Origin of the sequence: Pseudomonas sp. LjRoot277, from assembly GCF_964253845.1 — a bacterium.
Lineage (GTDB): Bacteria > Pseudomonadota > Gammaproteobacteria > Pseudomonadales > Pseudomonadaceae > Aquipseudomonas.
The window spans coordinates 6294427-6316022 of record NZ_CAXURI020000001.1 but is presented as its reverse complement, the minus strand read 5'-3'; the positions used below and the strand labels follow the sequence as shown (position 1 = coordinate 6316022).

The window sequence follows — 21596 nt, the reverse complement described above, 5'->3', positions numbered from 1 at the left end:
GCGTTTGGGCAACGCAGAACGCGACAGGTCAGCGAAGGGCGATGGTGGCCGACTGCAACGGTTTGCCATTGCGGTCGCGATAGGTGACATGAATCTCCCCCTCTGTCACAACGATGTGCGCAAAATTGTCCTCGCTGACCACTTTGCTGGTCAGCTCATGGTTGTAGTCACCGGTAGTGGTGCGGGCCAGTGCTTTGTCCAGGATGAAAGTGGAGGCCTTGGCGTACGGCAACAGCTTGCTGTTGCACAGCGGTGAAGAAACGATGGTGTGAACCTCGAAGTGTGGGTCCTCGCTATGGCTCAGGCGGCTGGTCAAGGAGCCGTGGACGTCGCCGGAGACGAAAATAACGTTCTTGATCCCGTGGGTCCGGATGATTTCCAACAGCCGCAGACGTTGTTCGGGAAAGGCCCTCCATGCGTCGTCGCCATGGGCTTTGCGGTCGGGGTAGAACATAACGCTGGTGACCACGAATTTGACCCTGGCCGGGCTGTGAATCAGCCATTTGCACAAGGCCTGTTCCTGCTCTTTGTCGAGGATGCGACGATCATTGGCCGACAGGTTGCGTCGGGTTCGGCTGTCGGTGATAAACCATTCGATATCGCCTTCGGCGAATTGATACCAATACTGTTCCAGTTTTCTATTTATTTGCCCGCTGGCAAGAAGTTCATGCGCCGGGCTGTGACTGGCTTGATACAACTCATACGCCGCAATGGCGTTTTTGTATAAATAGGCATCGGACTTACTTTTGTTGACGGGCCAGTTATCTTCGATTTCGTGATCATCGAGGATCATGTAAGTCGGCACGCTGGACATTAACTTGGCGATATTGGGTTGGGAAAAAGCCGTGCGGTACTTACTGAGTATTGCCTTGTATTCCCGGTCGGGAGCAATAACGTTCAAATCATCGACATAGATTTGATCGCCGGTCATCAGCATGGCACTGATGGGCGGTTCGGCCTGCTGCGCCAGATTGGTGATCGAGGCGAAAATCCTGTCCCCCAGATGCGGTGCAGACGGGATGCCAGCGGTCATGCGCAGGTAACGGCATGAGCCGACGATATAGGCCCGTGGAATCGTGGCTTTGCTGGACTGCGTGCGAAACCGGTAGATATCCCGCGGCCATTGCAGCGGCAGTTCCTGAATCGTTTCCACGGTGTGCACCGGGCTCATGGGGCTGAACCAGCCTGCCTGGTACTCGTACTCGGTATCAGTGGCAAGGTCGTTGAGCGCAATGACATCGGACAAATCACGCACTATCGTCAACTTTGCAAATACACCGTGGGACCAGCGCTCTTCACCGGGCCGGCGATAACGAATGCCTGCAAATACCGGTGCATTATTTTGAAGTTCGCCACGCAAGAAGATGCGTGCGTGGTTAGTTGTTGTGTGGCCAATAATAGGGCCGACAGTCGGTTTGAACATGTTCGAATCCATTCGAAGTAATGCTAACTAATCAAAATAAGTTGATAAGGGTTTAGTGGTGATTTATTGAACTTAGCTTAGTTATTTGCTCGCAAAAAATATCGAGCAGAAGTGGACTCGGGTTGTAGGCGGCGTAAGCCATGAATGTAGGAATAAAACTCGGAAGAGGGCCCAATGCCAGTCAGTTCAGCCCTAATGCGATCTGTAGCAGCTGTCGAGCTTGCGAGGCTGCGTTCGGCTGCGTAGCAGTCGTCAAACCAGAACTTGCGGTGCATCAGGCAAACCGCGTCAGCCGGACTCACGACTGCTACGTCCGAACGCGGCCCGAACCGAACGCAGCCTCGCAAGCTCGACAGCTGCTACAGCGAGCGCGGCCTTTGGCAGTTGGTACTTGGAGTGCTGAACGGGGATGGCTTTCTTTCAGGCAAAAAAAGCCCCGCCAAACTGGCGGGGTTGAGGTACGAGCGTGGCGCTCGGAAAACGTGGAACGCGATAGGCCCTCCGGTGAAGGAGGGCCCGTCGGTGTTACAGCAGGATGGTACGGATGTCCGCCAGCAGGTCGCTCAGACGCTTGGTGAAGCGTGCAGCAGCGGCGCCGTTGATCACACGGTGATCGTAGGACAGCGACAGCGGCAGCATCAGTTTCGGCTGGAAGGCTTTGCCGTCCCAGACTGGCTGAATGGTTGCCTTGGAAACACCGAGGATCGCCACTTCCGGCGCGTTGACGATCGGCGTGAAGCCGGTGCCGCCAATGTGGCCGAGGCTGGAAATGGTGAAGCAGGCGCCTTGCATGTCGTCAGCGGTGAGCTTTTTGTCGCGGGCCTTGGCGGCCAGCACAGCGGCTTCGGCTGCCAGTTGCAACAGGCTCTTCTGATCGACGTTCTTGATGACCGGTACCAGCAGGCCTTCAGGGGTGTCGACGGCGAAGCCGATGTTCACGTACTTCTTGCGAATGATCGCCTTGCCGCTTGGTGCCAGCGAACTGTTGAAGTCCGGCAGTTCCTTGAGCAGGTGCGCGCAGGATTTGAGCAGCAGCGGCAGGATGGTCAGCTTGACGCCAGCCTTCTCTGCAACGGCTTTCTGAGCGATACGGAACGCTTCCAGGTCGGTGATATCAGCCGAATCGAACTGAGTCACGTGTGGAATGTTCAGCCAGCTGCGGTGCAGGCTCGACGCGCCGATTTGCATCAGGCGAGTCATCGGCACTTCTTCGGTTTCACCGAAGCGGCTGAAGTCCACGACCGGAATCGGCGGGATGCCCGCGCCACCGGTTGCGCCTGCAGCAGCGGCCGGTGCTTCCTTGGCCTTCTGCATCATGGCTTTGACGTAAACCTGCACGTCTTCTTTCAGGATGCGACCGTGTGGACCGCTGGCGCCGACGGCGTTCAGCTCGACGCCGAACTCGCGAGCCAGTTGGCGTACAGCCGGGCCGGCGTGAACCTTGGCGCCAGGCTTGGCTGGAGCTGCAACCGGGGCAGCAGCAGGTGCGGCTGCGGCAGGTGCAGCAGCGGCTGGCGCTGGAGCACTCGGTGCAGCAGCGGCCGGAGCCGGGGCAGCAGCAGGCGCAACGCCTTTGACTTTCAGCTTCAGGATCAGGTCGCCGGTACCGACTTCGTCATCCAGCTTGATGGAAACGCTTTCCACCACGCCAGCGGCAGGCGATGGAATTTCCATGCTCGCCTTGTCGGATTCCAGGGTGATCAGCGACTGGTCGGCTTCGACGGTATCGCCGGCCTTGACCAGGACTTCGATGATCTTGGCCTTGCCCGAAGAGCCGATGTCCGGGACATGAATGTCCTGAACGCTGTCGGCAACCGGTGCCGCCGGGGCCGCAGCGGCTGGCGCTGGAGCAGCGGCAGCAGGTGCAGCTGCCTGAGCTGGCGCGGCCGCAGCCGGTGCCGCAGCACCCGCCACTTTCAGGGCCAGAATCAGGTCGCCAGTGCCGACTTCGTCGTTGAGCTTGACGCTGATGCTTTCGACCACGCCAGCGGCGGGCGAAGGGATTTCCATGCTGGCCTTGTCGGACTCCAGGGTGATCAGCGACTGATCAGCCGCGACGGTGTCGCCGACCTTGACCTGGATCTCGATGATCTGGGCCTTGCCCGACGAGCCGATGTCCGGCACGTGCACTTGCAGGGTGGTTGCAGCAGCAGGCGCGGCAGCTGGCGCTGGAGCCGCTGCAGGAGCAGCAGCCGGTTTCGCTTCAGCTTTGGCAGCCGGCGCAGCCGCAGGGGCCGCAGCAGCGGCACCTTCGACTTCCAGCTCCAGCAGTTCGTCGCCTTCTTTCAGGCGATCGCCCAGCTTCACTTTCAGGCTTTTGACGATGCCGGCCTTGGGCGCAGGAATTTCCATGCTCGCCTTGTCCGACTCAAGCGTCAGGATGCTCTGGTCGGCTTCCACACGGTCGCCGACCTTCACAAATAGTTCGATTACTTCACCTTCACCGCTGCCGATGTCAGGTACGCGAATGAGTTCGCTCACAGAGTGTCTCCTCAGCAGTCCAGTGGGTTGCGTTTTTCCGGGTTGATCCCGAACTTGGCGATGGCTTCAGCCACCACTTTAGGTTCGATATCACCACGGTCAGCCAAGGCTTCCAGGGCTGCCAACACCACGAAATGACGGTCGACTTCGAAGAAGTGACGCAGCTTCTTGCGGCTGTCACTGCGGCCGAAACCGTCGGTGCCCAGGACTTTGAATTCCTTGGACGGGACCCACTGACGAATTTGCTCAGCGAACAGCTTCATGTAGTCGGTAGACGCGATGACCGGACCTTGACGGCCGTTCAGGCACTCTTCGACATAGCTCAGTTTAGGCTTCTGGCCCGGGTGCAGACGGTTGCTGCGCTCTACGGCCAGGCCGTCGCGACGCAGTTCGTTGAAGCTGGTAACGCTCCAGACATCAGCGCCGACGTTGAACTGTTCACGCAGGATTTTCGCCGCTTCACGGACTTCACGCAGGATGGTGCCGGAGCCCATCAGCTGAACGTGGTGCGCCGCTTCGCGGGTGTCTTCCTCGAGCAGGTACATGCCCTTGATGATGCCTTCCTCGACACCGGCCGGCATGGCTGGCTGCTGGTAGGACTCGTTCATCACGGTGATGTAGTAGAAAACGTCCTGTTGCTCTTCGGTCATCTTCTTCATGCCGTCCTGAATGATCACCGCCAGCTCGTAGCCGTAGGTTGGATCAAAGGTGCGGCAGTTCGGGATGGTGGCAGCCAGGATGTGGCTGTGACCGTCTTCGTGTTGCAGGCCTTCGCCGTTCAGTGTGGTCCGGCCGGCGGTGCCGCCGATCAGGAAGCCACGGGTGCGGCTGTCGCCAGCGGCCCAGGCGAGGTCGCCGATACGCTGGAAGCCGAACATCGAGTAGAAGATGTAGAACGGAAGCATTGGCTGGTTGTGGCTGGAGTACGAAGTACCGGCAGCGATGAAGGAGCTCATGGCGCCCGCTTCGTTGATACCTTCTTCGAGGATCTGGCCCTTCTTGTCTTCTTTGTAGAACATCACCTGGTCTTTATCGACTGGCTCGTAGAGCTGGCCGACGGACGAGTAGATGCCTAACTGACGGAACATGCCTTCCATACCGAAGGTACGGGCTTCGTCCGGGATGATCGGGACGATGCGCGGACCGATTTCCTTGTCCTTGACCAGTTGCGCGAGGATCCGCACGAAGGCCATGGTGGTAGAGATTTCACGGTCGCCCGAGCCGTCCAGGATTGCCTTGAGGGTATCCAGCGATGGCGTCGGGATGTCGAAGCTTTTGGCACGGCGCTGTGGCACGAAACCGCCCAGTGCAGTGCGGCGCTCGCTCAGGTAACGGGCTTCGGCGCTGTTTGGTTCCGGTTTGAAGAACGGCAGGTTTTCCAGTTCTTCGTCTTTGACCGGAATGTCGAAGCGATCACGGAACAACTTCAGGCTGTCGACATCGACTTTCTTGGTGTTGTGCGCAGTGTTTTTCGCTTCGCCGGCACCGGTGCCATAACCTTTGATGGTTTTAGCCAGGATGACGGTCGGTTGTTCTTTGTGGTTGACCGCTTCGTGGTACGCCGCGTAGACCTTGTACGGGTCGTGACCGCCACGGTTGAGTTTCCAGATCTCGTCGTCGGACAAGTCTTCAACCATCGCCTTGAGTTCTGGCGAGTTGAAGAAGTGTTCACGCACGAACGCGCCGTCTTTGGCTTTGTAGTTCTGGTACTCGCCGTCGATGACTTCGTCCATGCGACGTTGCAGGATACCGTCGACGTCTTTGGCCAGCAGTGGGTCCCAGAAACGGCCCCAGATGACTTTGGTCACGTTCCACTGAGCACCGCGGAACACGCCTTCAAGTTCCTGGATGATCTTGCCGTTGCCGCGAACCGGGCCATCAAGGCGCTGCAGGTTGCAGTTGATAACGAAGATCAGGTTGTCGAGCTTCTCGCGGCCAGCCAGCGAGATCGCGCCCAGGGATTCCGGCTCGTCACACTCGCCGTCGCCCAGGAAGCACCAGACTTTTTGCTTGCCTTCAGGGATGAAACCACGGGCTTCCAGGTACTTCATGAAGCGTGCCTGGTAGATCGCCTGGATCGGGCCCAGACCCATGGATACGGTCGGGAACTGCCAGAAATCAGGCATCAGCCATGGGTGCGGGTAGGACGACAGGCCCTGACCGTCCACTTCCTGGCGGAAGTTGTTCATCTGGTCTTCGGTGATGCGGCCTTCCATGAACGCACGGGCGTAAACGCCTGGCGAGGTGTGACCCTGGAAGTAGATCAGGTCGCCGCCGTGTTCGTCGGTCGGGGCCTGGAAGAAATAGTTGAAGCCGATGTCGTACAGGGTTGCGCTGGAGGCGAAGCTGGAGATGTGACCGCCCAGGTCAGAATCTTTCAGGTTCGTACGCATCACCATGGCCATCGCGTTCCAGCGTACCAACGAGCGAATGCGGCGTTCCATGAACAGGTCGCCAGGCATGCGTGCTTCGTGGGTAACGGGGATCGTGTTGCGGTATGGCGTGGTGATGGCGTAAGGCAATTGCGAACCGCTACGGGTTGCGAGTTCGCCCATACGGGTCATCAGATAGTGAGCGCGGTCTTCGCCTTCTTTGTCGAGAACCGATTCCAGGGCGTCCAACCATTCCTGGGTTTCGACGGGATCGAGGTCTTGCATGGCTTGCTCCAGGGCGGAAAGGCTTCCAGAATCGGTTGCCTGAGTTTGCGACTGGCCTTGTGGGCAGACGATATAAATTCTTGGATTGCCGAGAGGTTGTTCCGGCGGCGTGTAGTTTTACTACAAATCATCGGGCATTTCAGCCTTTCGAATGTATATACGAGTAGTAAAACTACAGATGAGCGGCTTGTGGCCTCCAGCTGCGTTGTGAGAATAATCGTTAAGGTTGGTCTTTTGCCAACCAGAAAAGGTGAAAGCTTGATGCTGTCTGCCAAAAATAAAGAAATTTCAGCTATTTCTAACCTTTGTTCGACAGTCGATCAGGTAGTGCATTCTCGCGAATCACTACATGCAGCCCTCTACACGCCGATCAAGGATAGACCATGAGCCTCCCTTCGCTTGCCGAACTGCCTGGCATCCTCCTGCCGTTTGTCACCCGCGCCGAGCAGTCGTTCCGTGCGGCCGTCGCGGGGCTTCCCGACGACCATGGCCTGGCCGGCTGGACGCCTGAACGCTGGGCGCAATTCGCCCGGGTCACCGCTGCCAGCGACTTCGTGATTGAACAAAGTGTCCGTGACCCGCTGATGTTGCTGGAGCTGGTGCAGTCCGGTGAGCTGGACCGAAGTTTTGCGCCCGGCGAGCTGTGCGCACAGATTGCGGCCGCGGTGAATGCGGCGGAAACCGACGATGGGCTCGGTCGCGCCCTGCGTCGTCAGCGTACCCGTCATCAAGTGCGGATCATCTGGCGCGACCTGACGCGTCAGTGCGATCTGATCCAGACCTGCCGCGACCTCTCGGACATGGCCGATGCGAGCATCGATCAGGCCTATCAGTGGTTGTACTCGCGGCACTGCCAGCAGTTCGGCGTGCCGACTGGCCGGCGCAGCGGCGAGCCGCAGCAGATGGTCATTCTCGGCATGGGCAAGCTCGGCGCGGTGGAGCTCAACCTGTCGTCGGACATCGACCTGATCTTCGCCTATCCTGAGGGCGGCGAAACCGTCGGCGTCAAACGCTCGCTGGATAACCAGGAATTTTTCATTCGTCTCGGCCAGCGTCTGATCAAGGCTCTGGACCCGATGACCGTCGATGGTTTCGTGTTCCGTGTCGACATGCGCTTGCGGCCTTATGGTTCGGCCGGTGCATTGGTGCTGAGCTTCAACGCGCTGGAGCAGTATTACCAGGATCAGGGCCGTGACTGGGAACGCTACGCGATGATCAAGTCGCGGGTGGTGGCCGGCGATCAAGTGGCCGGCGCGCAATTGCAAGACATGCTGCGGCCGTTCGTTTACCGGCGCTACCTCGACTTCTCGGCGATCGAAGCGCTGCGGACCATGAAGCAGCTGATTCAGCAGGAAGTCCGGCGCAAGGGCATGGCCGACAACATCAAACTCGGCTCCGGTGGCATTCGTGAGGTCGAATTTATCGCCCAGGCGTTCCAGCTGATCCACGGCGGCCGCGACCTGAGCCTGCAGCAACGTCCTCTATTAAAAGTACTGAGCACGCTGGAAGGTCAGGGATACCTGCCGCCGGCGGTGATCAGCGAGCTGCGCGAAGGCTACGAATTCCTGCGTTACACCGAGCACGCGATCCAGGCGATCGCCGACCGCCAGACCCAGATGCTGCCGGACGGCGCTCAGGATCAGGCGCGCATTGCCTTTATGTTGGGCTTCGACGATTGGACCGCTTTCCACGAACAGCTTATGTATTGGCGCGGTCGCGTGGCGTGGCACTTCGGTCAGGTGATTGCCGACCCCGACGAAGAGGAAGGTACCGAAAGCGAAGTGGTGGTCGGCGGTGAATGGCTGCCGTTGTGGGAAGAGGCTCAGGATGAAGAGGCCGCTTGCCGTCAGTTGGAAGAGGGCGGCTTCGTCGATGCCACCAAGGCTTTGAAAGCCTTGGCTGGCTTGCGCAGCAGTCCGCAATTACGCGCGATGCAGCGCTTGGGTCGTGAGCGCCTCGATGCCTTTATTCCGCGATTGCTGGCTCAGGCCGTGGAGCACGCCAATCCGGATCTGGTGCTGGAAAGGGTTTTGCCGCTGGTGGAAGCCGTGGCTCGACGTTCCGCGTATCTGGTGTTGCTGACCGAGAATCCCGGCGCGCTGCGACGTTTGTTGACCTTGTGCGCCGCGAGTCCGTGGATCGCCGAACAGATCACCCGCTTCCCGCTGTTGCTCGACGAGTTGCTCAACGAAGGTCGGCTGTTCAAACCGCCGCTGGCGCCGGAACTGGCCGCCGAGTTGCGCGAGCGTTTGACGCGGATTCCCGAGGACGACCTCGAACAGCAAATGGAAGCCCTGCGACATTTCAAACTGGCGCACCGCTTACGGGTCGCCGCTTCGGAAATCGCTGGCAGCCTGCCGTTGATGAAGGTCAGTGATTACCTGACCTGGCTCGCCGAAGCGATCCTCGAACAAGTGCTGGCCCTGGCCTGGCGCCAGACCGTGACCAAATACGGCACGCCGCAGCGCACCGACGGCACCTTGTGCGATCCCGGCTTCATCATTGTCGGTTACGGGAAAGTCGGCGGTCTGGAACTGGGGCATGGTTCGGACCTGGACCTGGTGTTTATCCACGATGGCGACCCGCAGGCGGAAACCGACGGGCCGAAGCCTATCGACGGCGCGCAATTCTTTACTCGGCTGGGCCAGCGGATCATTCACTTGCTCACGGCCCAGACCAACTCCGGTCAGCTGTATGAAGTGGACATGCGTCTGCGGCCGTCCGGCGCGTCGGGGTTGCTGGTGAGTTCGCTTGGTGCGTTTGCCCGGTATCAGGAAAATGAAGCCTGGACCTGGGAGCATCAGGCGCTGGTGCGGGCGCGGGTGCTGGTGGGCAGCCCGGACGTCGGCCAGGCGTTCGAGAAAGTCCGCGCGGCGGTATTGGGCAAGCCGCGGGACCTTGCAACCTTGCGCCAGGAGGTCAGCGAGATGCGCGCCAAAATGCGTGACAACCTTGGCAGCAAGAGCACGGCGGCGGGCACCGGGGCAAATGCCTTCGAGGCCACGGCGCCATTCGATCTCAAGCAGGACGCCGGAGGTATCGTCGATATTGAATTTATGGTGCAATACGCGGCCCTGGCGTGGTCCGAATCGCACCCGCCATTGCTGCGCTGGACTGACAATATCCGCATTCTGGAAGGGTTGGAGGAGGAAGGGCTGATGCCCGCCGAAGACGCCAGCCTGTTGCGCGAGGCCTATAAAGCCTACCGTTCAGCCGCTCACCGGCAGGCCTTGCAGAAGGACGCCGGGGTGATACCAGGCAACCAGTTCGTGGACGAACGGCGGCAGGTAGTGCGGATCTGGCGCGAGCTGGGGCTAAGCTGAAACGTGCCAGTTGGAACGACAAGATTCAAATGTGGGAGCGGGCTTGCTCGCGAAAGCGGAGTGTCAGTCGACATCTTTATCGGATGTGATGACCCCTTCGCGAGCAAGCCCGCTCCCACAGTTGATCTGCGGTGTTTTATAGAAAATTGATCCGGCGGGCCTGTGCAGGCTCGTCCAAATGACCTGACAGCCAAGGCTGCAGGTGCTGGATTCTCGAGGCGGGGAGGCGTATGCCTCCCCGGCTCGTTTATGGAAACCACATGAAAATTCTGATCGTTGGGCCCAGTTGGGTCGGTGACATGGTGATGGCGCAGACACTGTTTCAGTGTCTCAAGCAGCGCCACCCGCAATGCGAAATCGACGTGCTGGCCCCCGAGTGGAGCCGGCCGATTCTTGAGCGCATGCCCGAAGTACGCCAGGCCTTGAGCTTTCCGCTCGGTCACGGTGCCTTGGAGCTGGCGACGCGTCGGCGCATCGGCAAATCCCTGGCCGGCCAGTACGACCAGGCGATCCTGCTGCCCAATTCCCTGAAGTCGGCATTGGTGCCGTTCTTCGCCGGCATCCCGAAGCGCACCGGCTGGCGTGGCGAGTTCCGCTACGGCCTGCTCAATGACGTGCGCACGCTGGATAAAGAACGTTACCCGTTGATGATCGAGCGCTTCATGGCCCTGGCTTACGAGCCGGGTGCCGAACTGCCGACACCTTATCCACGGCCGAGCCTGCAGATTGACCCGGTCACTCGCGAAGCGGCAATGGCCAAGTTCGGCCTGGCCCTCGACCGCCCGGTATTGGCGCTGTGCCCCGGTGCCGAGTTCGGCGAGTCCAAGCGCTGGCCGTCCGAGCACTATGCCAAGGTTGCCGAAGCGAAGATCCGCGAAGGCTGGCAAGTCTGGCTGTTCGGTTCGAAAAACGATCACGCCGTCGGCGAAGACATCCGCTCGCGGCTGATTCCCGGTCTGCGTGAAGAGTCGGTGAACCTCAGCGGCGGCACCTCCCTGGCCGAAGCCATCGACCTGATGTCCTGCGCCGACGCGGTGGTGTCCAACGACTCCGGCCTGATGCATGTCGCCGCTGCGCTGAATCGCCCCTTGGTGGCGGTCTACGGCTCGACATCGCCGGGTTTCACGCCGCCACTGGCCGAGCACGTCGAGATCGTGCGCCTGGGCATCGAATGCAGCCCCTGCTTCGATCGCACGTGCCGTTTCGGTCATTACAACTGCCTGCGCCAGCTAATGCCGCAAGCGGTGAACGAAGCCTTGCAGCGTTTGCAGGGCACTGTGGTCGAGGTCAAATAGTTTGCGGGTACTGCTGATCAAGACTTCTTCGCTGGGCGACGTGATTCATGCGTTGCCGGCGTTGACCGACGCGGCACGGGCGATCCCCGGCATCCAGTTCGATTGGGTGGTGGAAGAAGGCTTCGCCGAAATCCCGACCTGGCACCCGGCCGTGGGCAAGGTGATTCCGGTAGCGATCCGTCGCTGGCGCAAAAACATCTGGCAGACCATCAAGAGTGGCGAGTGGAAGCGCTTCAAGCAAAGCGTTCGCGCCAACAAATATGATTTGGTGATCGATGCCCAGGGCCTGCTGAAAAGTGCCTTGCTGACCCGATACGCCAAAGCCCCGGTGGCCGGGCTGGATAAAAACTCGGCCCGTGAGCCGATTGCCGCACGGTTCTACTCCCGGCGTCTGGCCGTGGCCCGTGGTCAACATGCGGTGGAGCGAGTGCGTCAGCTGTTCGCCGTGGCCCTGGGTTACGACCTGCCCAAAGGCTTGGGCGATTACGGCCTGAACGTCGAGCGACTGGTGGAATTGCCGCGCAAGAATCCTTACGTGGTGTTCCTGCACGGCACCACGTGGGACACCAAGCACTGGCCTGAAGCCTACTGGCGCGAGTTGGCCGAGCGCGTCGGCTATCTCGGTGTCGCGGTAAAGCTGCCGTGGGGTAATCCGATCGAGAAAGCCCGGGCCGAGCGCATCGCCAAAGACATGAGGCACGTCGAAGTGCTGCCCAAGCTGAATCTGGCGGGTGTCGGCAAAGTGCTGGCCGGCGCGCAAGCCTGCGTGGCGGTGGACACCGGTCTCGGTCACCTCGCCGCTGCGCTGGACGTGCCGACGCTGTCGCTGTTCGGCCCGACCAACCCGGGCCTGACCGGTGCCTACGGTAAATCGCAGATTCACATCGCCAGCGATTTCCCCTGTGCGCCGTGCATGCAAAAGAAATGTACGTATCAACCGACGGCCGAAGATGCCCGTCAGTTTGACCTTAAACGCGAGTGGCCCCTGTGCTTCACGCGTCTGAATCCCGAGCGTGTCGCGACCCGACTGAGCACATTGTTACTGGCTGAGGAGCTGCGCTGATGCAATTGGCATTCGTCTTGTACAAGTACTTTCCATTTGGGGGCTTGCAGCGCGATTTCATGCGCATCGCCCTGGAATGTCAGCAGCGCGGCCATCAGATTCGGGTCTACACGCTGATCTGGGAGGGCGACATTCCTCCGGGCTTCGAAGTATTGGTGGCACCGGTCAAAGCGTTCTTCAACCATCGACGCAACGAGAAACTCAGCGAATGGATGGAGGCGGATCTGGCCAAGCGTCCGGTGGACCGTTTGATCGGCTTCAACAAAATGCCGGGTCTGGACGTCTACTACGCCGCCGACGGCTGCTTCGAAGACAAGGCGCAGAACCTGCGTAACTCGCTGTACCGTCGTTGGGGCCGCTACCGGCACTTCGCCGAGTACGAGCGCGCCGTGTTCGCCAAGGATGCCAAGACCGAAGTGTTGATGATTTCCGAAGTCCAGCAGCCGCTGTTCATCAAGCATTACGACACGCCGCTTGAACGCTTCCATCTGCTGCCGCCGGGTATCTCTCAGGACCGTCGTGCGCCGGCCAATGCCGCCGAGATTCGTGCCGAATTCCGTCGCGAATTCAACCTGAAAGACGATGATCTGCTGTTGGTGCAAATCGGTTCCGGGTTCAAGACCAAGGGCGTGGATCGCAGCCTCAAGGCGCTGGCCGCATTGCCCGCCGATCTGAAGAAACGCACCCGGCTATTTGTAATTGGCCAGGACGACCCCAAATTATTCCAGATGCAGAGCGCCACACTGGGGCTCGGCGATAACGTGACGTTCCTCAAGGGCCGCAGCGACATCCCGCGTTTTCTGCTTGGCGCCGACCTGTTGATTCACCCGGCGTATAACGAAAACACCGGGACCGTGTTGCTCGAAGCCCTGGTGGCCGGGTTGCCGGTGCTGGTGAGTGCGGTGTGTGGTTACGCCCATTACATCGCCGAGGCGGACGCCGGTCTGGTGCTGGACGAGCCTTTCGATCAGGCGCAACTGACCCAGTACTTGACCGGAATGTTGAACGACGCTCAAGCACGGGCGGCCTGGAGCCGCAACGGTCTGGCCTTCGCCGAGACGGCCGACCTCTACAGCATGCCGCAGCACGCGGCCGATGTGATTCTGGCGGAGCACGCTTAATGAAGTTGATGCTGGCTGAACCGTTCAAGAGCCTCTGGGCCGGACGCGACCCGTTCGCCGAAGTCGAGGGCCTCCAGGGCGAGGTATACCGCGAACTTGAAGCGCGCCGGACCCTGCGTACCGAAGTCAATGGCAATGGCTTTTTCGTGAAAATCCACCGTGGCATTGGCTGGGGCGAGATCTTCAAGAACCTGCTCACCGCCAAGCTGCCGGTACTCGGTGCGGGCCAGGAGTGGAAGGCCATCCAGCGCCTGCAAGCAGTCGGCGTGCCGACCATGACCGCCGTGGCTTATGGCGAGAAGGGCCGCAACCCGGCGGACCAGCATTCGTTCATCGTCACCGAAGAGCTGGCGCCCACTGTCAGCCTCGAAGACTTCAGCATCGACTGGGTCAAGCACCCGCCCGAGCCAAAGCTCAAGCGCGCGCTGATCGCTGAAGTCGCGCGCATGACCGGCATGATGCACCGCGCCGGCGTCAACCATCGCGACTGCTATATCTGCCACTTTCTGCTGCACACCGACAAACCGGTGACGGCCGACGATTTCAGGCTCTCGGTGATCGACCTGCACCGCGCCCAGACCCGTCCGACGATTACCCAACGCTGGCGCAACAAGGATCTGGCGGCGCTGTACTTTTCGGCCCTGGACATTGGCTTGACCCGTCGCGACAAATTGCGCTTCCTCAAGGGTTATTTTCAGCAGCCCCTGCGCCAGATTCTGGGTGATGAAGCCGGGTTGCTCGCCTGGCTCGAAGGCAAGGCCAACAAACTTTACGACCGTAAACAGCGATACGGGGATGCGCTCTGATGGCGGGTTGGAAACTGGAATCTGCGTACAGCGATCTGGCAGAAGATTTCGGCAGTCTTGAAGCTGTGTTTGCGCTTCAGGGCGAACGCTTGACGCGCGACCTGTTGTCCGAGGTCATTCGCGTCCAGCGCAATGGCGTCAACTATTACGTCAAACGCTACGTGGGTGCCGGCAAAGGTCTACGCCGTTACCTGGGTAAACCCCGGGTGAAGGCCGAGTGGCAGAACCTCAAGCGCTTCGCCAAGTGGGGCATTCCTACCGCCGAAGTGGTGGCCTGGGGCCTGGAACGGCGCGGCGCGGCGTACGATCGCGGGGCAATGATCACCCGTGAGCTGCCGCATACCGAAGACTTGTCGGCCCTGGCCGAACGGCATGATCCGAAACTGGCGGACCGCGCCTGGGTCGACAACGTCAGCCAGCAGCTGGCGGGTTATACCCGGACCATGCACGAACACCGCTTCACCCATAACGATTTGAAGTGGCGCAACCTGCTGATCGACGATGAGCCCCGGCTTTTTTTGATCGACTGCCCCAATGGCGATTTCTGGCGCGGCTTTTGGCTCAAGTACCGGATCACCAAGGATCTGGCGTGCCTGGACAAAGTCGCCAAGTATCACTTGTCGGCTACCCAGCGCCTGCGCTTTTACCTGCAATACCGCCAGTGTGATCGGCTGAATGCCGCCGACAAAAAGCGGATCCGGCACGTGGTGAGATTTTTCGAGGGACGCGAATGACTGATTTCCTGGCGGCTGAAGACCGTGCGCTGCTTGAGCGTCACGGCCTCGGTACCTTTGACGCACTCTGGGCCAAGCAGCTCGAGGCTGTGGACGAGCCCAACACCGCTCGCGGTGGCTGGAGCAGCGTGTTTCGGCTGGATCTGGAAGGTCATGGCTACTACCTCAAGCGCCAGAGCAACTACCAGATGCGCACCTTGCATGCGCCCTTTGGCGAGCCGAGCTTTGCCCGTGAATTTCGCAATATCAGTCGCTATGAAAAGTTCGGTATTCCGGCGTTGAAAGCGGCTTTTTTCGGTGAGCGCAAAGTCGACGGCGAAGTCCGGGCGATTCTGCTGACCCGTGCCCTGGACGGTTGGGATGACCTGGATTCGCTGTTGCAGCGCTGGTCGGACCTGAGTTCGGCGCAGCATTCGGCGATTCTGCAGGCCTGTGGGCAACTGGCTCGGCGCCTGCACGGCGCGCGTCAGGTTCACGGTTGCTTCTACCCCAAGCACATTTTTCTCCAAGCCACCGGCGACGGTTACCTGGCCCAACTGATCGACCTGGAAAAGACCCGGCCGTTGCTGTTTGGTTTGCGTGATCGGGCCAAAGACCTGGAGCCGTTGCTGCGTCGGGCGCCTGAGTGGAGCGAAGCGCAGTTGCGCGAGCTGTTGGCCGCCTATCTGGATCAATCGCAAGACAGTTCGCTGATCGACAGCTGGCTTGCGCGACTCTCCGCGCGGCGCAGTCATAAGGAGACGCGCTGATGCGTTTGTCCGAGCTGAAAAACGCTGGCCGCAGCCCGCGCCTGCCGCTGAACATTCCACTGGCCGATGCCGCCGGCCCTGCCGAGCTGCAGTTGCTGAGTCTGTTGCGGGTGTTGCCGGGGCAGCGTTATGTCGGTGCCGGCGTCTGGCGTGGGCGGCCGGTGCTGGCCAAGTTGTTGGTCGGCAGCAAAGCGGCGCGGCATTTCCAGCGTGAGCTGGACGGCGTGCGATTGCTGGCGGCTCAAGGGTTGACCACGCCGTTGCTGCTGGCTGATGGCTTGAAGGACGGCGAGGGTGGTTGGCTGCTGTTTGATTTCCTTGAAGGCGCTGAAAGCCTTGGGGATGCCTGGAAACAGGTCGAACACCTGCCGATGCTGGCGGATGAGCAATCGGCGGTATTGGCCGATGCGCTGGGTGCAATTGGTCAATTACACCGCAAGGGCCTGTGGCAGGAAGACCTGCACCTGGACAACCTGCTGCGCCAGGGCGGTCGGCTGTATTTGATCGACGGTGCCGGAATCCGCACGGAGACACCGGGCCAACCGCTCTCGCGGCAGAAAGTCCTGGAAAACCTCGGCGTGTTTTTTGCCCAGTTGCCCAAGACGCTGGAGCCCTACGCCGAAGAATTACTGGTGTATTACCTGCTGAGCAACGGCGAGCATGCCTTGCCGATGGAAGCGTTGCAGAAGCAGATCAGCAAGGTGCGCAGCTGGCGACTGAAGGACTTCCTGATCAAGGTCGGCCGCGAATGCACGCTGTTCAGTGTCCAGCGCGGAGCGTTCGGCTTGCGGGCGATTCGCCGCGAGGAAGAGGCGGCGATGCTGCCGGTGCTGGCGCAGGCCGATGCGCTGCTCGATCAGGGGCATCTGTACAAGACCGGCGGTGCTGCGAGCGTCGGCAAGGTCGAGGTGGCTGGTCGTACGCTGGTGATCAAGCGCTACAACATCAAGGGTTTTGCCCACTGGCTCAAACGCTTCTGGCGCCCGAGCCGTGCCTGGCACTCCTGGCGTGAAGGCAATCGCCTGGCGTTTCTCGGCATCGCCACGCCCAAACCGTTGGCGTTACTGGAGAAGCGTTTTCTCGGGTTGCGCAGTCGGGCTTATCTGGTGACCGAGTATTTGCCGGGGCCTGACATCATCGAGCGGTTTGCGCCTTACGTTGAAAATGGTGAGGCACCGGAAGCCGAGTTGCTGGCGCTGGATCATTTGTTTGCCGAGCTGATTGGCGAGCGCATCAGTCACGGGGATTTCAAGGGGCATAACCTGTTCTGGCAGCACGATCGCTGGGCGCTGATTGATCTGGATTCGATGTGTCAGCACGCCTCGCTCAGCAGCTTCGCCCCAGCCTATGCGCGGGATCGGGCGCGGTTCATGCGTAACTGGCCTGAGAGCAGTGCGCTTTATCAGGTCATTGATCAGCGTCTTCCCAAAGATATCTCCAGCGCTGCCTGAATCGCTTTCGCGAGCAAGCCCGCTCCCACATTGGATCGGCGTACACCAGACCACTGTGGGAGCGGGCTTGCTCGCGAAAGGGCCAGAACAGCCACCCGAGATTAAGGGACAGGTTTTTATGAATCGTCCTACATGATCTACAGAGCCCATGAACTGTGCCCTGAATAGCCGCGATGCTAGTTTGCCTGACGTTCACGGAGGGCAGATTTTGACGATAAAAATGACGGTATTACTGAGCACTCTTGCACTGGTTTTATCAGGCTGCGGGACAGCTGTTACGGTGCTGCAGGATGACGAAGACGCGGCTCGTAGCCTTAGACAGCAAAAGACCTACTGTCAGTCCATCCCACGTATCTACAGTGGTCTGGCGTTCGACTTTTGCGTATTAAATGCAGCGCCTGATCCCACGGGTGTTCTTTTGCCGTTCGTATTGGTGGATTTCACCCTGTCGGGTGTTTTCGATACCGTCCTCCTGCCCTATACGGTTTACCGACAAGCTACCGACGGCAATCTCAGTATTTACTGGAGGTCAGGCCGCTGATGAGCAATGCCGCCTGCTTTCGCCCGGGTCATATTTGCGGGGGTAATAAGCGCTGGGTCATTCCCGCCATGTTTACGCTATAATCCCGCCCTTTAGCTGCCTCTCGCCCTTTGCGAGGGCACATTAATCTTTGAGGCGCCTTGCGCCTGCATGCAGACTAAAGAGGCTAGACCCCTGTGGCATTGACGATTCTTGGCCTGTCCGGCGCCCTTAGCCATGATCCTTCCGCAGCGTTGTACATCGACGGCAAGCTGGTCGCGGCGGCTGAGGAAGAGCGCTTTGTGCGCGATAAACATGCAAAGAACCGCATGCCTTACGAGTCGGCGAAGTTCTGCCTCGAGCAGGCCGGCATCAAGCCATCCGACGTTGATGTGGTAGCAATTCCGTTCGCGCCGATCAGCCTGTTCGGCAAGGCTCGCTGGCAGTACGCCAAGCGTTACTGGTATGCCCCGGACCGCGCGCTCGACGCGATCCTGATGGGTAATCGTCGCTACAAGCGCTATCGCAACAAGATTGTCTGGTGCCTCGAGCAATTGGGTTTCGATCCGAAGAAAATCAAGATCGAGCCGGTCGAGCATCACCTGGCCCACGCCTCCAGCGCTTATCACTGCTCCGGTTTCAAAGAGAAAACCGCGATCCTCGGGATCGACGGCAAGGGTGAGTACGCCACGACCTTTTTCGGTTACGGCGAAAACGGCAAGATCCACAAGATCAAGGAATTCTTCGATCCTGACTCCCTCGGCGGCCTGTATGGCGCGATCACCGAGTTTCTCGGTTTCGATATGCTCGACGGTGAGTTCAAGGTCATGGGCATGGCGCCGTACGGCGACGCCAGCAAATACGATTTCTCGCGCCTGGCTTCGTTCGAAAACGGCGAGTTGGTGATCAACACCGACTACGCCAACGTCATCGGCCTGCGTCGTTATAAAGAGAAGGGCAAAGGCTACTACTTCTCGCCGAAGCTGATCGAGTGGCTGGGTCCCAAGCGCGAAGGCGACATCGCCGACGAGCCGTACATCCACTACGCGGCGAGCATTCAAGCGCTGTTCGAAAAGATCTCGCTGCAGATGATCGACTACTACCTGGGCGACGTGCTCAAGGAAACCGGCAAACTGGCCTACGCCGGTGGCTGTGCGTTGAACGTCAAGCTCAACCAGAAAATCATCGCCCGCGATGACGTTAAAGAATTGTTCGTGCAGCCTGCATCCGGCGATGCCGGCACCGCGGTCGGCGCGGCGGCTTATGTGTCCCACGCCCGTGGTGTGCCGGTCGAGAAGATGGAACACGTCTACCTCGGCCCGTCGTACACCAACGAAGACGTCCTCGCTGCATGCGCCCGTCACCCGAGCAAGCCGGTATGGCGCAAGCTTGAGAACATGCCGGAGAACATCGCCAAAATCATGGTCGATGGCAACCCGGTAGCCTGGTTCCAGGGCCGCATGGAGTTCGGTCCGCGCGCCTTGGGCGGTCGTTCGATCATCGGTTGCCCGAGCGCCGTCGGCGTGGCTGACCGCATCAACCACCAGATCAAGTTCCGCGAGCGCTGGAGGCCTTTCTGCCCGTCGATGCTCGACACCGTTGCACCGCAGATGATCAAGATCGATCACCCGGCGCCGTTCATGACCTTCACCTTTGAAGTGGCGGAAGAGTGGAAGACCCGCGTGCCGGAAGTCGTCCATGAAGACGGTACGTCCCGGGCCCAGGTACTCAAGCGCGAATACAACCCGCGCTACTACGACATGATGAAGGCGCTGGAGGTGCTGACCGGTAACGGTGTGTCGCTGAACACCTCGCTCAACCGTCGTGGCGAACCGATGATCTGCTCGCCGACGGATGCCTTGAACATGTTCTTCGGTTCCGATCTACAGTATCTGATCATGGAAGACATCCTGGTGGTCAAAGAGGGCGCGGACGCATATGACACGCTCGGCTGAACGCCATGTGCTGCAGTTCTGTCACGGCTATGACGGGCCGTTTCTGGACTGCGCCCGGCAGTACGCCAGCCTGTTCGCGGGGACCGGTTATCGAGTGACCACGGTCTTTCTGACCGGGGCTGCCGATACCGAAGTCGCCGCGGGCTGTGCTTCCGATGAAGTGCTGTTCATGGAATACAGCTCCAAGGCCATTCGTGGCCTGAAGCTGGGCGCCATCAGCGATCTGCGCAAGATCGCCGCCTCGCGCAATTTCAGTTTTTGCATCGCTCACCGTTTCAAACCTATTTATATCGCCTTGCTCGGCACGTCGTTGCCGGTGATTGGCGTGCATCACGCGTTTGACGATTACAAGCGCGGCACACGCAAACTCTTCGCGAATATTTTCCGCAAGCGCCTGAGCCTGCTCGGGGTTTCCGATGCTGTGCGCGACGACATGCGTCATTGCCTGCCGAAGTGGCCGGCGGCGCGGATTCAGACGCTCTATAACCGTATCGATGTGCAGACCTTGCAGGACAGCCAGGTGTCGGTTCGCGAGGCCCGGGAAACCCTCGGCCTGGCGCCGGATGCCTGGGTTGTCGGCAATGTCGGACGGCTGCATCCGGACAAGGATCAGACCACGCTGCTGCACGGTTTTGCTGCGGCGTTGCCGGGTTTGCCGACCAGCAGCCAGTTGGTGATTCTCGGTGCCGGTCGACTGGAACAGGACCTCAAGGCCCTGGCCCGTGAGTTGGGTATCGGCGACCGCGTGCTGTTCCTCGGTCAGGTGCCTGAAGCCCGACGTTATTTCCGTGCCTTCGACGTGTTTGCCCTGAGTTCCGATCACGAACCGTTCGGCATGGTGCTGCTGGAGGCCATGGCTGCCGGTGTGCCGTTGCTTGCCACGGCGTGTGGCGGTGCGAAGGAAGTGGTCGAGGGCGTCGGTATTCTGTTTCCGCTGGGCGATGCCGAACACTTGGCTCAAGGGCTGCAACATCTGGCCGCGATGGACGAGCAGCAACGTCACCAGTGCGCCGAGCTGATGCTCGATCGCTTGCGTGAGCGCTTCTCCGACCGCGCGGTGCGCGATGCTTTCTGGCGTTTGCCGCACGTTACCGAACTGGCGCCGAGGGGCTGATGCTCAACCGATTTCAAGGCTGGCGCGAACGTGGCTGGGCGGTAGTCGACGCCTCGACATATGCTGAGGCCTGGCAACGTTATGGTGGCAGCGTTGCCACTCATCCCATGGTGGTCGAGCGACTGGCGCAGTTGGCCGACATTCCTGTGCGCTACCTGGCCTGGGAGCAAAACGGTGAAGTCAAAGCCGCGATCCCGACTTGGGGGCGCGACCTCGCCTTGTCCAAGGATGTGCTCAAGCGCTGCGGTAAAAAAGGTCTGTTCGATCTCGGTAATGCCGAGTTCATCCTGCCGGCCGCTGCCGATGCGCAAGCGCCGCTGCGTCATCGTGGACGCTACCTGTCGGCACTGAATGAAGGCCGCTTTACCGGCATCAAGTTGCAGGCTGAACAGCTGGCGATGGCCCGCACTCCCGAAGAACTGTCGAAGAAGTTTCGCTACAACCAGCGCCGTGAATTGCGATTGCTGGAGGAGGCGGGCGGAGTGATCCGGCCGGTCGCGGAGTTTTCCAGCAGTGAACTGGCGGCGATCTATTGCGACCTGTTCCAGCGTCGCTGGGGCTTCCCCGCGACGGGGGCCGAGCGCATGGCTGAGGTCATCGAGTTGCTGCGTGATTTGCTGATCGGCTCGGTGATTTTCCTCAACGATGCGCCAATAGCGATTCAACTGGTCTACCGTGTCGAGACACCGCAGTGGATCAGCGTCGAGTACATCAATGGCGGCGTCGATCCCGAAACCCGCGAATTCAGTCCGGGCAGCGTGCTGAGCTTTCTCAATACGCAAAGCGCCTGGGAGCATGCCCGGGCGTTGGACAAACCGTTGCGCTTTTCTTTCGGTCGCGCCGACCGTGAATACAAGGATCGCTGGTGCAATCCTGTGCCGGTGTTCACCGTATGAGTCAGCCC

General features: G+C 60.0%; 15 protein-coding genes. 12 read left to right on the top strand and 3 right to left on the bottom strand.

All coding sequences use genetic code 11. The features are described 5' to 3' along the window. Positions 1-28: 28 nt before the first annotated feature. The 3 genes from ACSQ87_RS29265 to aceE all read right to left on the bottom strand — a co-directional run bounded on the left by ACSQ87_RS29265 (position 29) and on the right by aceE (position 6561). Complete coding sequence (locus ACSQ87_RS29265) at positions 29-1423, bottom strand: alkaline phosphatase D family protein (RefSeq protein WP_436274918.1); 1395 nt, start codon at positions 1421-1423, stop codon at positions 29-31. A gap of 525 nt (positions 1424-1948) precedes the next feature. Continuing rightward, positions 1949-3904 carry a dihydrolipoyllysine-residue acetyltransferase gene (aceF, locus tag ACSQ87_RS29260; protein ID WP_436274917.1) on the bottom strand — a complete coding sequence of 652 codons (1956 nt, stop codon included), beginning with the start codon at positions 3902-3904 and terminating at the stop codon, positions 1949-1951. An 11-nt stretch (positions 3905-3915) separates the two neighbouring features. Continuing rightward, on the bottom strand, positions 3916-6561 hold the full coding sequence (gene aceE / locus ACSQ87_RS29255; RefSeq protein WP_436274916.1) for a pyruvate dehydrogenase (acetyl-transferring), homodimeric type: 2646 nt from the start codon (positions 6559-6561) through the stop codon (positions 3916-3918). Positions 6562-6944: 383 nt separating this feature from the next. On the opposite strand from aceE, the gene glnE reads away from it, so the two are divergent. The 12 genes from glnE to ACSQ87_RS29195 all read left to right on the top strand — a co-directional run bounded on the left by glnE (position 6945) and on the right by ACSQ87_RS29195 (position 21588). Continuing rightward, positions 6945-9884 carry a bifunctional [glutamate--ammonia ligase]-adenylyl-L-tyrosine phosphorylase/[glutamate--ammonia-ligase] adenylyltransferase gene (glnE, locus tag ACSQ87_RS29250; RefSeq protein WP_436274915.1) on the top strand — a complete coding sequence of 980 codons (2940 nt, stop codon included), beginning with the start codon at positions 6945-6947 and terminating at the stop codon, positions 9882-9884. Positions 9885-10144: 260 nt separating this feature from the next. Next, positions 10145-11179: a lipopolysaccharide heptosyltransferase II gene (gene waaF / locus ACSQ87_RS29245; RefSeq protein WP_129439087.1), complete on the top strand. Its 1035-nt coding sequence runs from the start codon at positions 10145-10147 to the stop codon at positions 11177-11179. A 1-nt stretch (position 11180) separates the two neighbouring features. After that, positions 11181-12242, top strand: a complete 1062-nt coding sequence (rfaC, locus tag ACSQ87_RS29240; RefSeq protein ID WP_150656678.1) for a lipopolysaccharide heptosyltransferase RfaC — start codon at positions 11181-11183, stop codon at positions 12240-12242. Next, entirely contained in the window at positions 12242-13363 is a 1122-nt protein-coding gene (locus ACSQ87_RS29235; protein ID WP_223432815.1) for a glycosyltransferase family 4 protein, read from the top strand. The genes rfaC and ACSQ87_RS29235 overlap by 1 nt, the downstream gene beginning before the upstream one ends. Then, positions 13363-14169: a lipopolysaccharide core heptose(I) kinase RfaP gene (rfaP, locus tag ACSQ87_RS29230; protein ID WP_436274914.1), complete on the top strand. Its 807-nt coding sequence runs from the start codon at positions 13363-13365 to the stop codon at positions 14167-14169. Before ACSQ87_RS29235 ends, rfaP begins: the two co-directional genes overlap by 1 nt. Next, positions 14169-14903: a lipopolysaccharide kinase InaA family protein gene (locus ACSQ87_RS29225; RefSeq protein WP_436274913.1), complete on the top strand. Its 735-nt coding sequence runs from the start codon at positions 14169-14171 to the stop codon at positions 14901-14903. The genes rfaP and ACSQ87_RS29225 overlap by 1 nt, the downstream gene beginning before the upstream one ends. Next, entirely contained in the window at positions 14900-15652 is a 753-nt protein-coding gene (locus ACSQ87_RS29220; protein WP_150656674.1) for a lipopolysaccharide kinase InaA family protein, read from the top strand. The genes ACSQ87_RS29225 and ACSQ87_RS29220 overlap by 4 nt, the downstream gene beginning before the upstream one ends. Beyond that, positions 15652-17103 carry a lipopolysaccharide kinase InaA family protein gene (locus ACSQ87_RS29215; protein ID WP_223432818.1) on the top strand — a complete coding sequence of 484 codons (1452 nt, stop codon included), beginning with the start codon at positions 15652-15654 and terminating at the stop codon, positions 17101-17103. Before ACSQ87_RS29220 ends, ACSQ87_RS29215 begins: the two co-directional genes overlap by 1 nt. Before the next feature lie 208 nt (positions 17104-17311). Then, positions 17312-17644 (top strand): YceK/YidQ family lipoprotein, encoded by a 333-nt coding sequence (locus tag ACSQ87_RS29210; RefSeq protein ID WP_223432828.1) that lies wholly within the window; start codon positions 17312-17314, stop codon positions 17642-17644. Between the two features lie 176 nt (positions 17645-17820). Beyond that, positions 17821-19578, top strand: a complete 1758-nt coding sequence (locus tag ACSQ87_RS29205) for a carbamoyltransferase family protein (protein ID WP_056746448.1) — start codon at positions 17821-17823, stop codon at positions 19576-19578. After that, complete coding sequence (locus ACSQ87_RS29200; protein WP_223432820.1) at positions 19562-20692, top strand: glycosyltransferase; 1131 nt, start codon at positions 19562-19564, stop codon at positions 20690-20692. The genes ACSQ87_RS29205 and ACSQ87_RS29200 overlap by 17 nt, the downstream gene beginning before the upstream one ends. Further along, complete coding sequence (locus ACSQ87_RS29195) at positions 20692-21588, top strand: antimicrobial resistance protein Mig-14 (protein ID WP_008146244.1); 897 nt, start codon at positions 20692-20694, stop codon at positions 21586-21588. The genes ACSQ87_RS29200 and ACSQ87_RS29195 overlap by 1 nt, the downstream gene beginning before the upstream one ends. Positions 21589-21596 lie beyond the last annotated feature (8 nt).

What these genes read in the sequence shown, in the direction of transcription:
- ACSQ87_RS29215 (WP_223432818.1), top strand. Translation starts at nt 15,652, where the DNA reads ATGCGTTTGTCCGAGCTGAAAAACGCTGGCCGCAGCCCGCGCCTGCCG.
- glnE (WP_436274915.1), top strand. Translation starts at nt 6,945, where the DNA reads ATGAGCCTCCCTTCGCTTGCCGAACTGCCTGGCATCCTCCTGCCGTTT.
- ACSQ87_RS29235 (WP_223432815.1), top strand. Translation starts at nt 12,242, where the DNA reads ATGCAATTGGCATTCGTCTTGTACAAGTACTTTCCATTTGGGGGCTTG.
- ACSQ87_RS29225 (WP_436274913.1), top strand. Translation starts at nt 14,169, where the DNA reads ATGGCGGGTTGGAAACTGGAATCTGCGTACAGCGATCTGGCAGAAGAT.
- aceE (WP_436274916.1), bottom strand. Translation starts at nt 6,561, where the DNA reads ATGCAAGACCTCGATCCCGTCGAAACCCAGGAATGGTTGGACGCCCTG.
- waaF (WP_129439087.1), top strand. Translation starts at nt 10,145, where the DNA reads ATGAAAATTCTGATCGTTGGGCCCAGTTGGGTCGGTGACATGGTGATG.
- ACSQ87_RS29195 (WP_008146244.1), top strand. Translation starts at nt 20,692, where the DNA reads ATGCTCAACCGATTTCAAGGCTGGCGCGAACGTGGCTGGGCGGTAGTC.
- rfaP (WP_436274914.1), top strand. Translation starts at nt 13,363, where the DNA reads ATGAAGTTGATGCTGGCTGAACCGTTCAAGAGCCTCTGGGCCGGACGC.
- ACSQ87_RS29265 (WP_436274918.1), bottom strand. Translation starts at nt 1,423, where the DNA reads ATGTTCAAACCGACTGTCGGCCCTATTATTGGCCACACAACAACTAAC.
- ACSQ87_RS29220 (WP_150656674.1), top strand. Translation starts at nt 14,900, where the DNA reads ATGACTGATTTCCTGGCGGCTGAAGACCGTGCGCTGCTTGAGCGTCAC.
- ACSQ87_RS29200 (WP_223432820.1), top strand. Translation starts at nt 19,562, where the DNA reads ATGACACGCTCGGCTGAACGCCATGTGCTGCAGTTCTGTCACGGCTAT.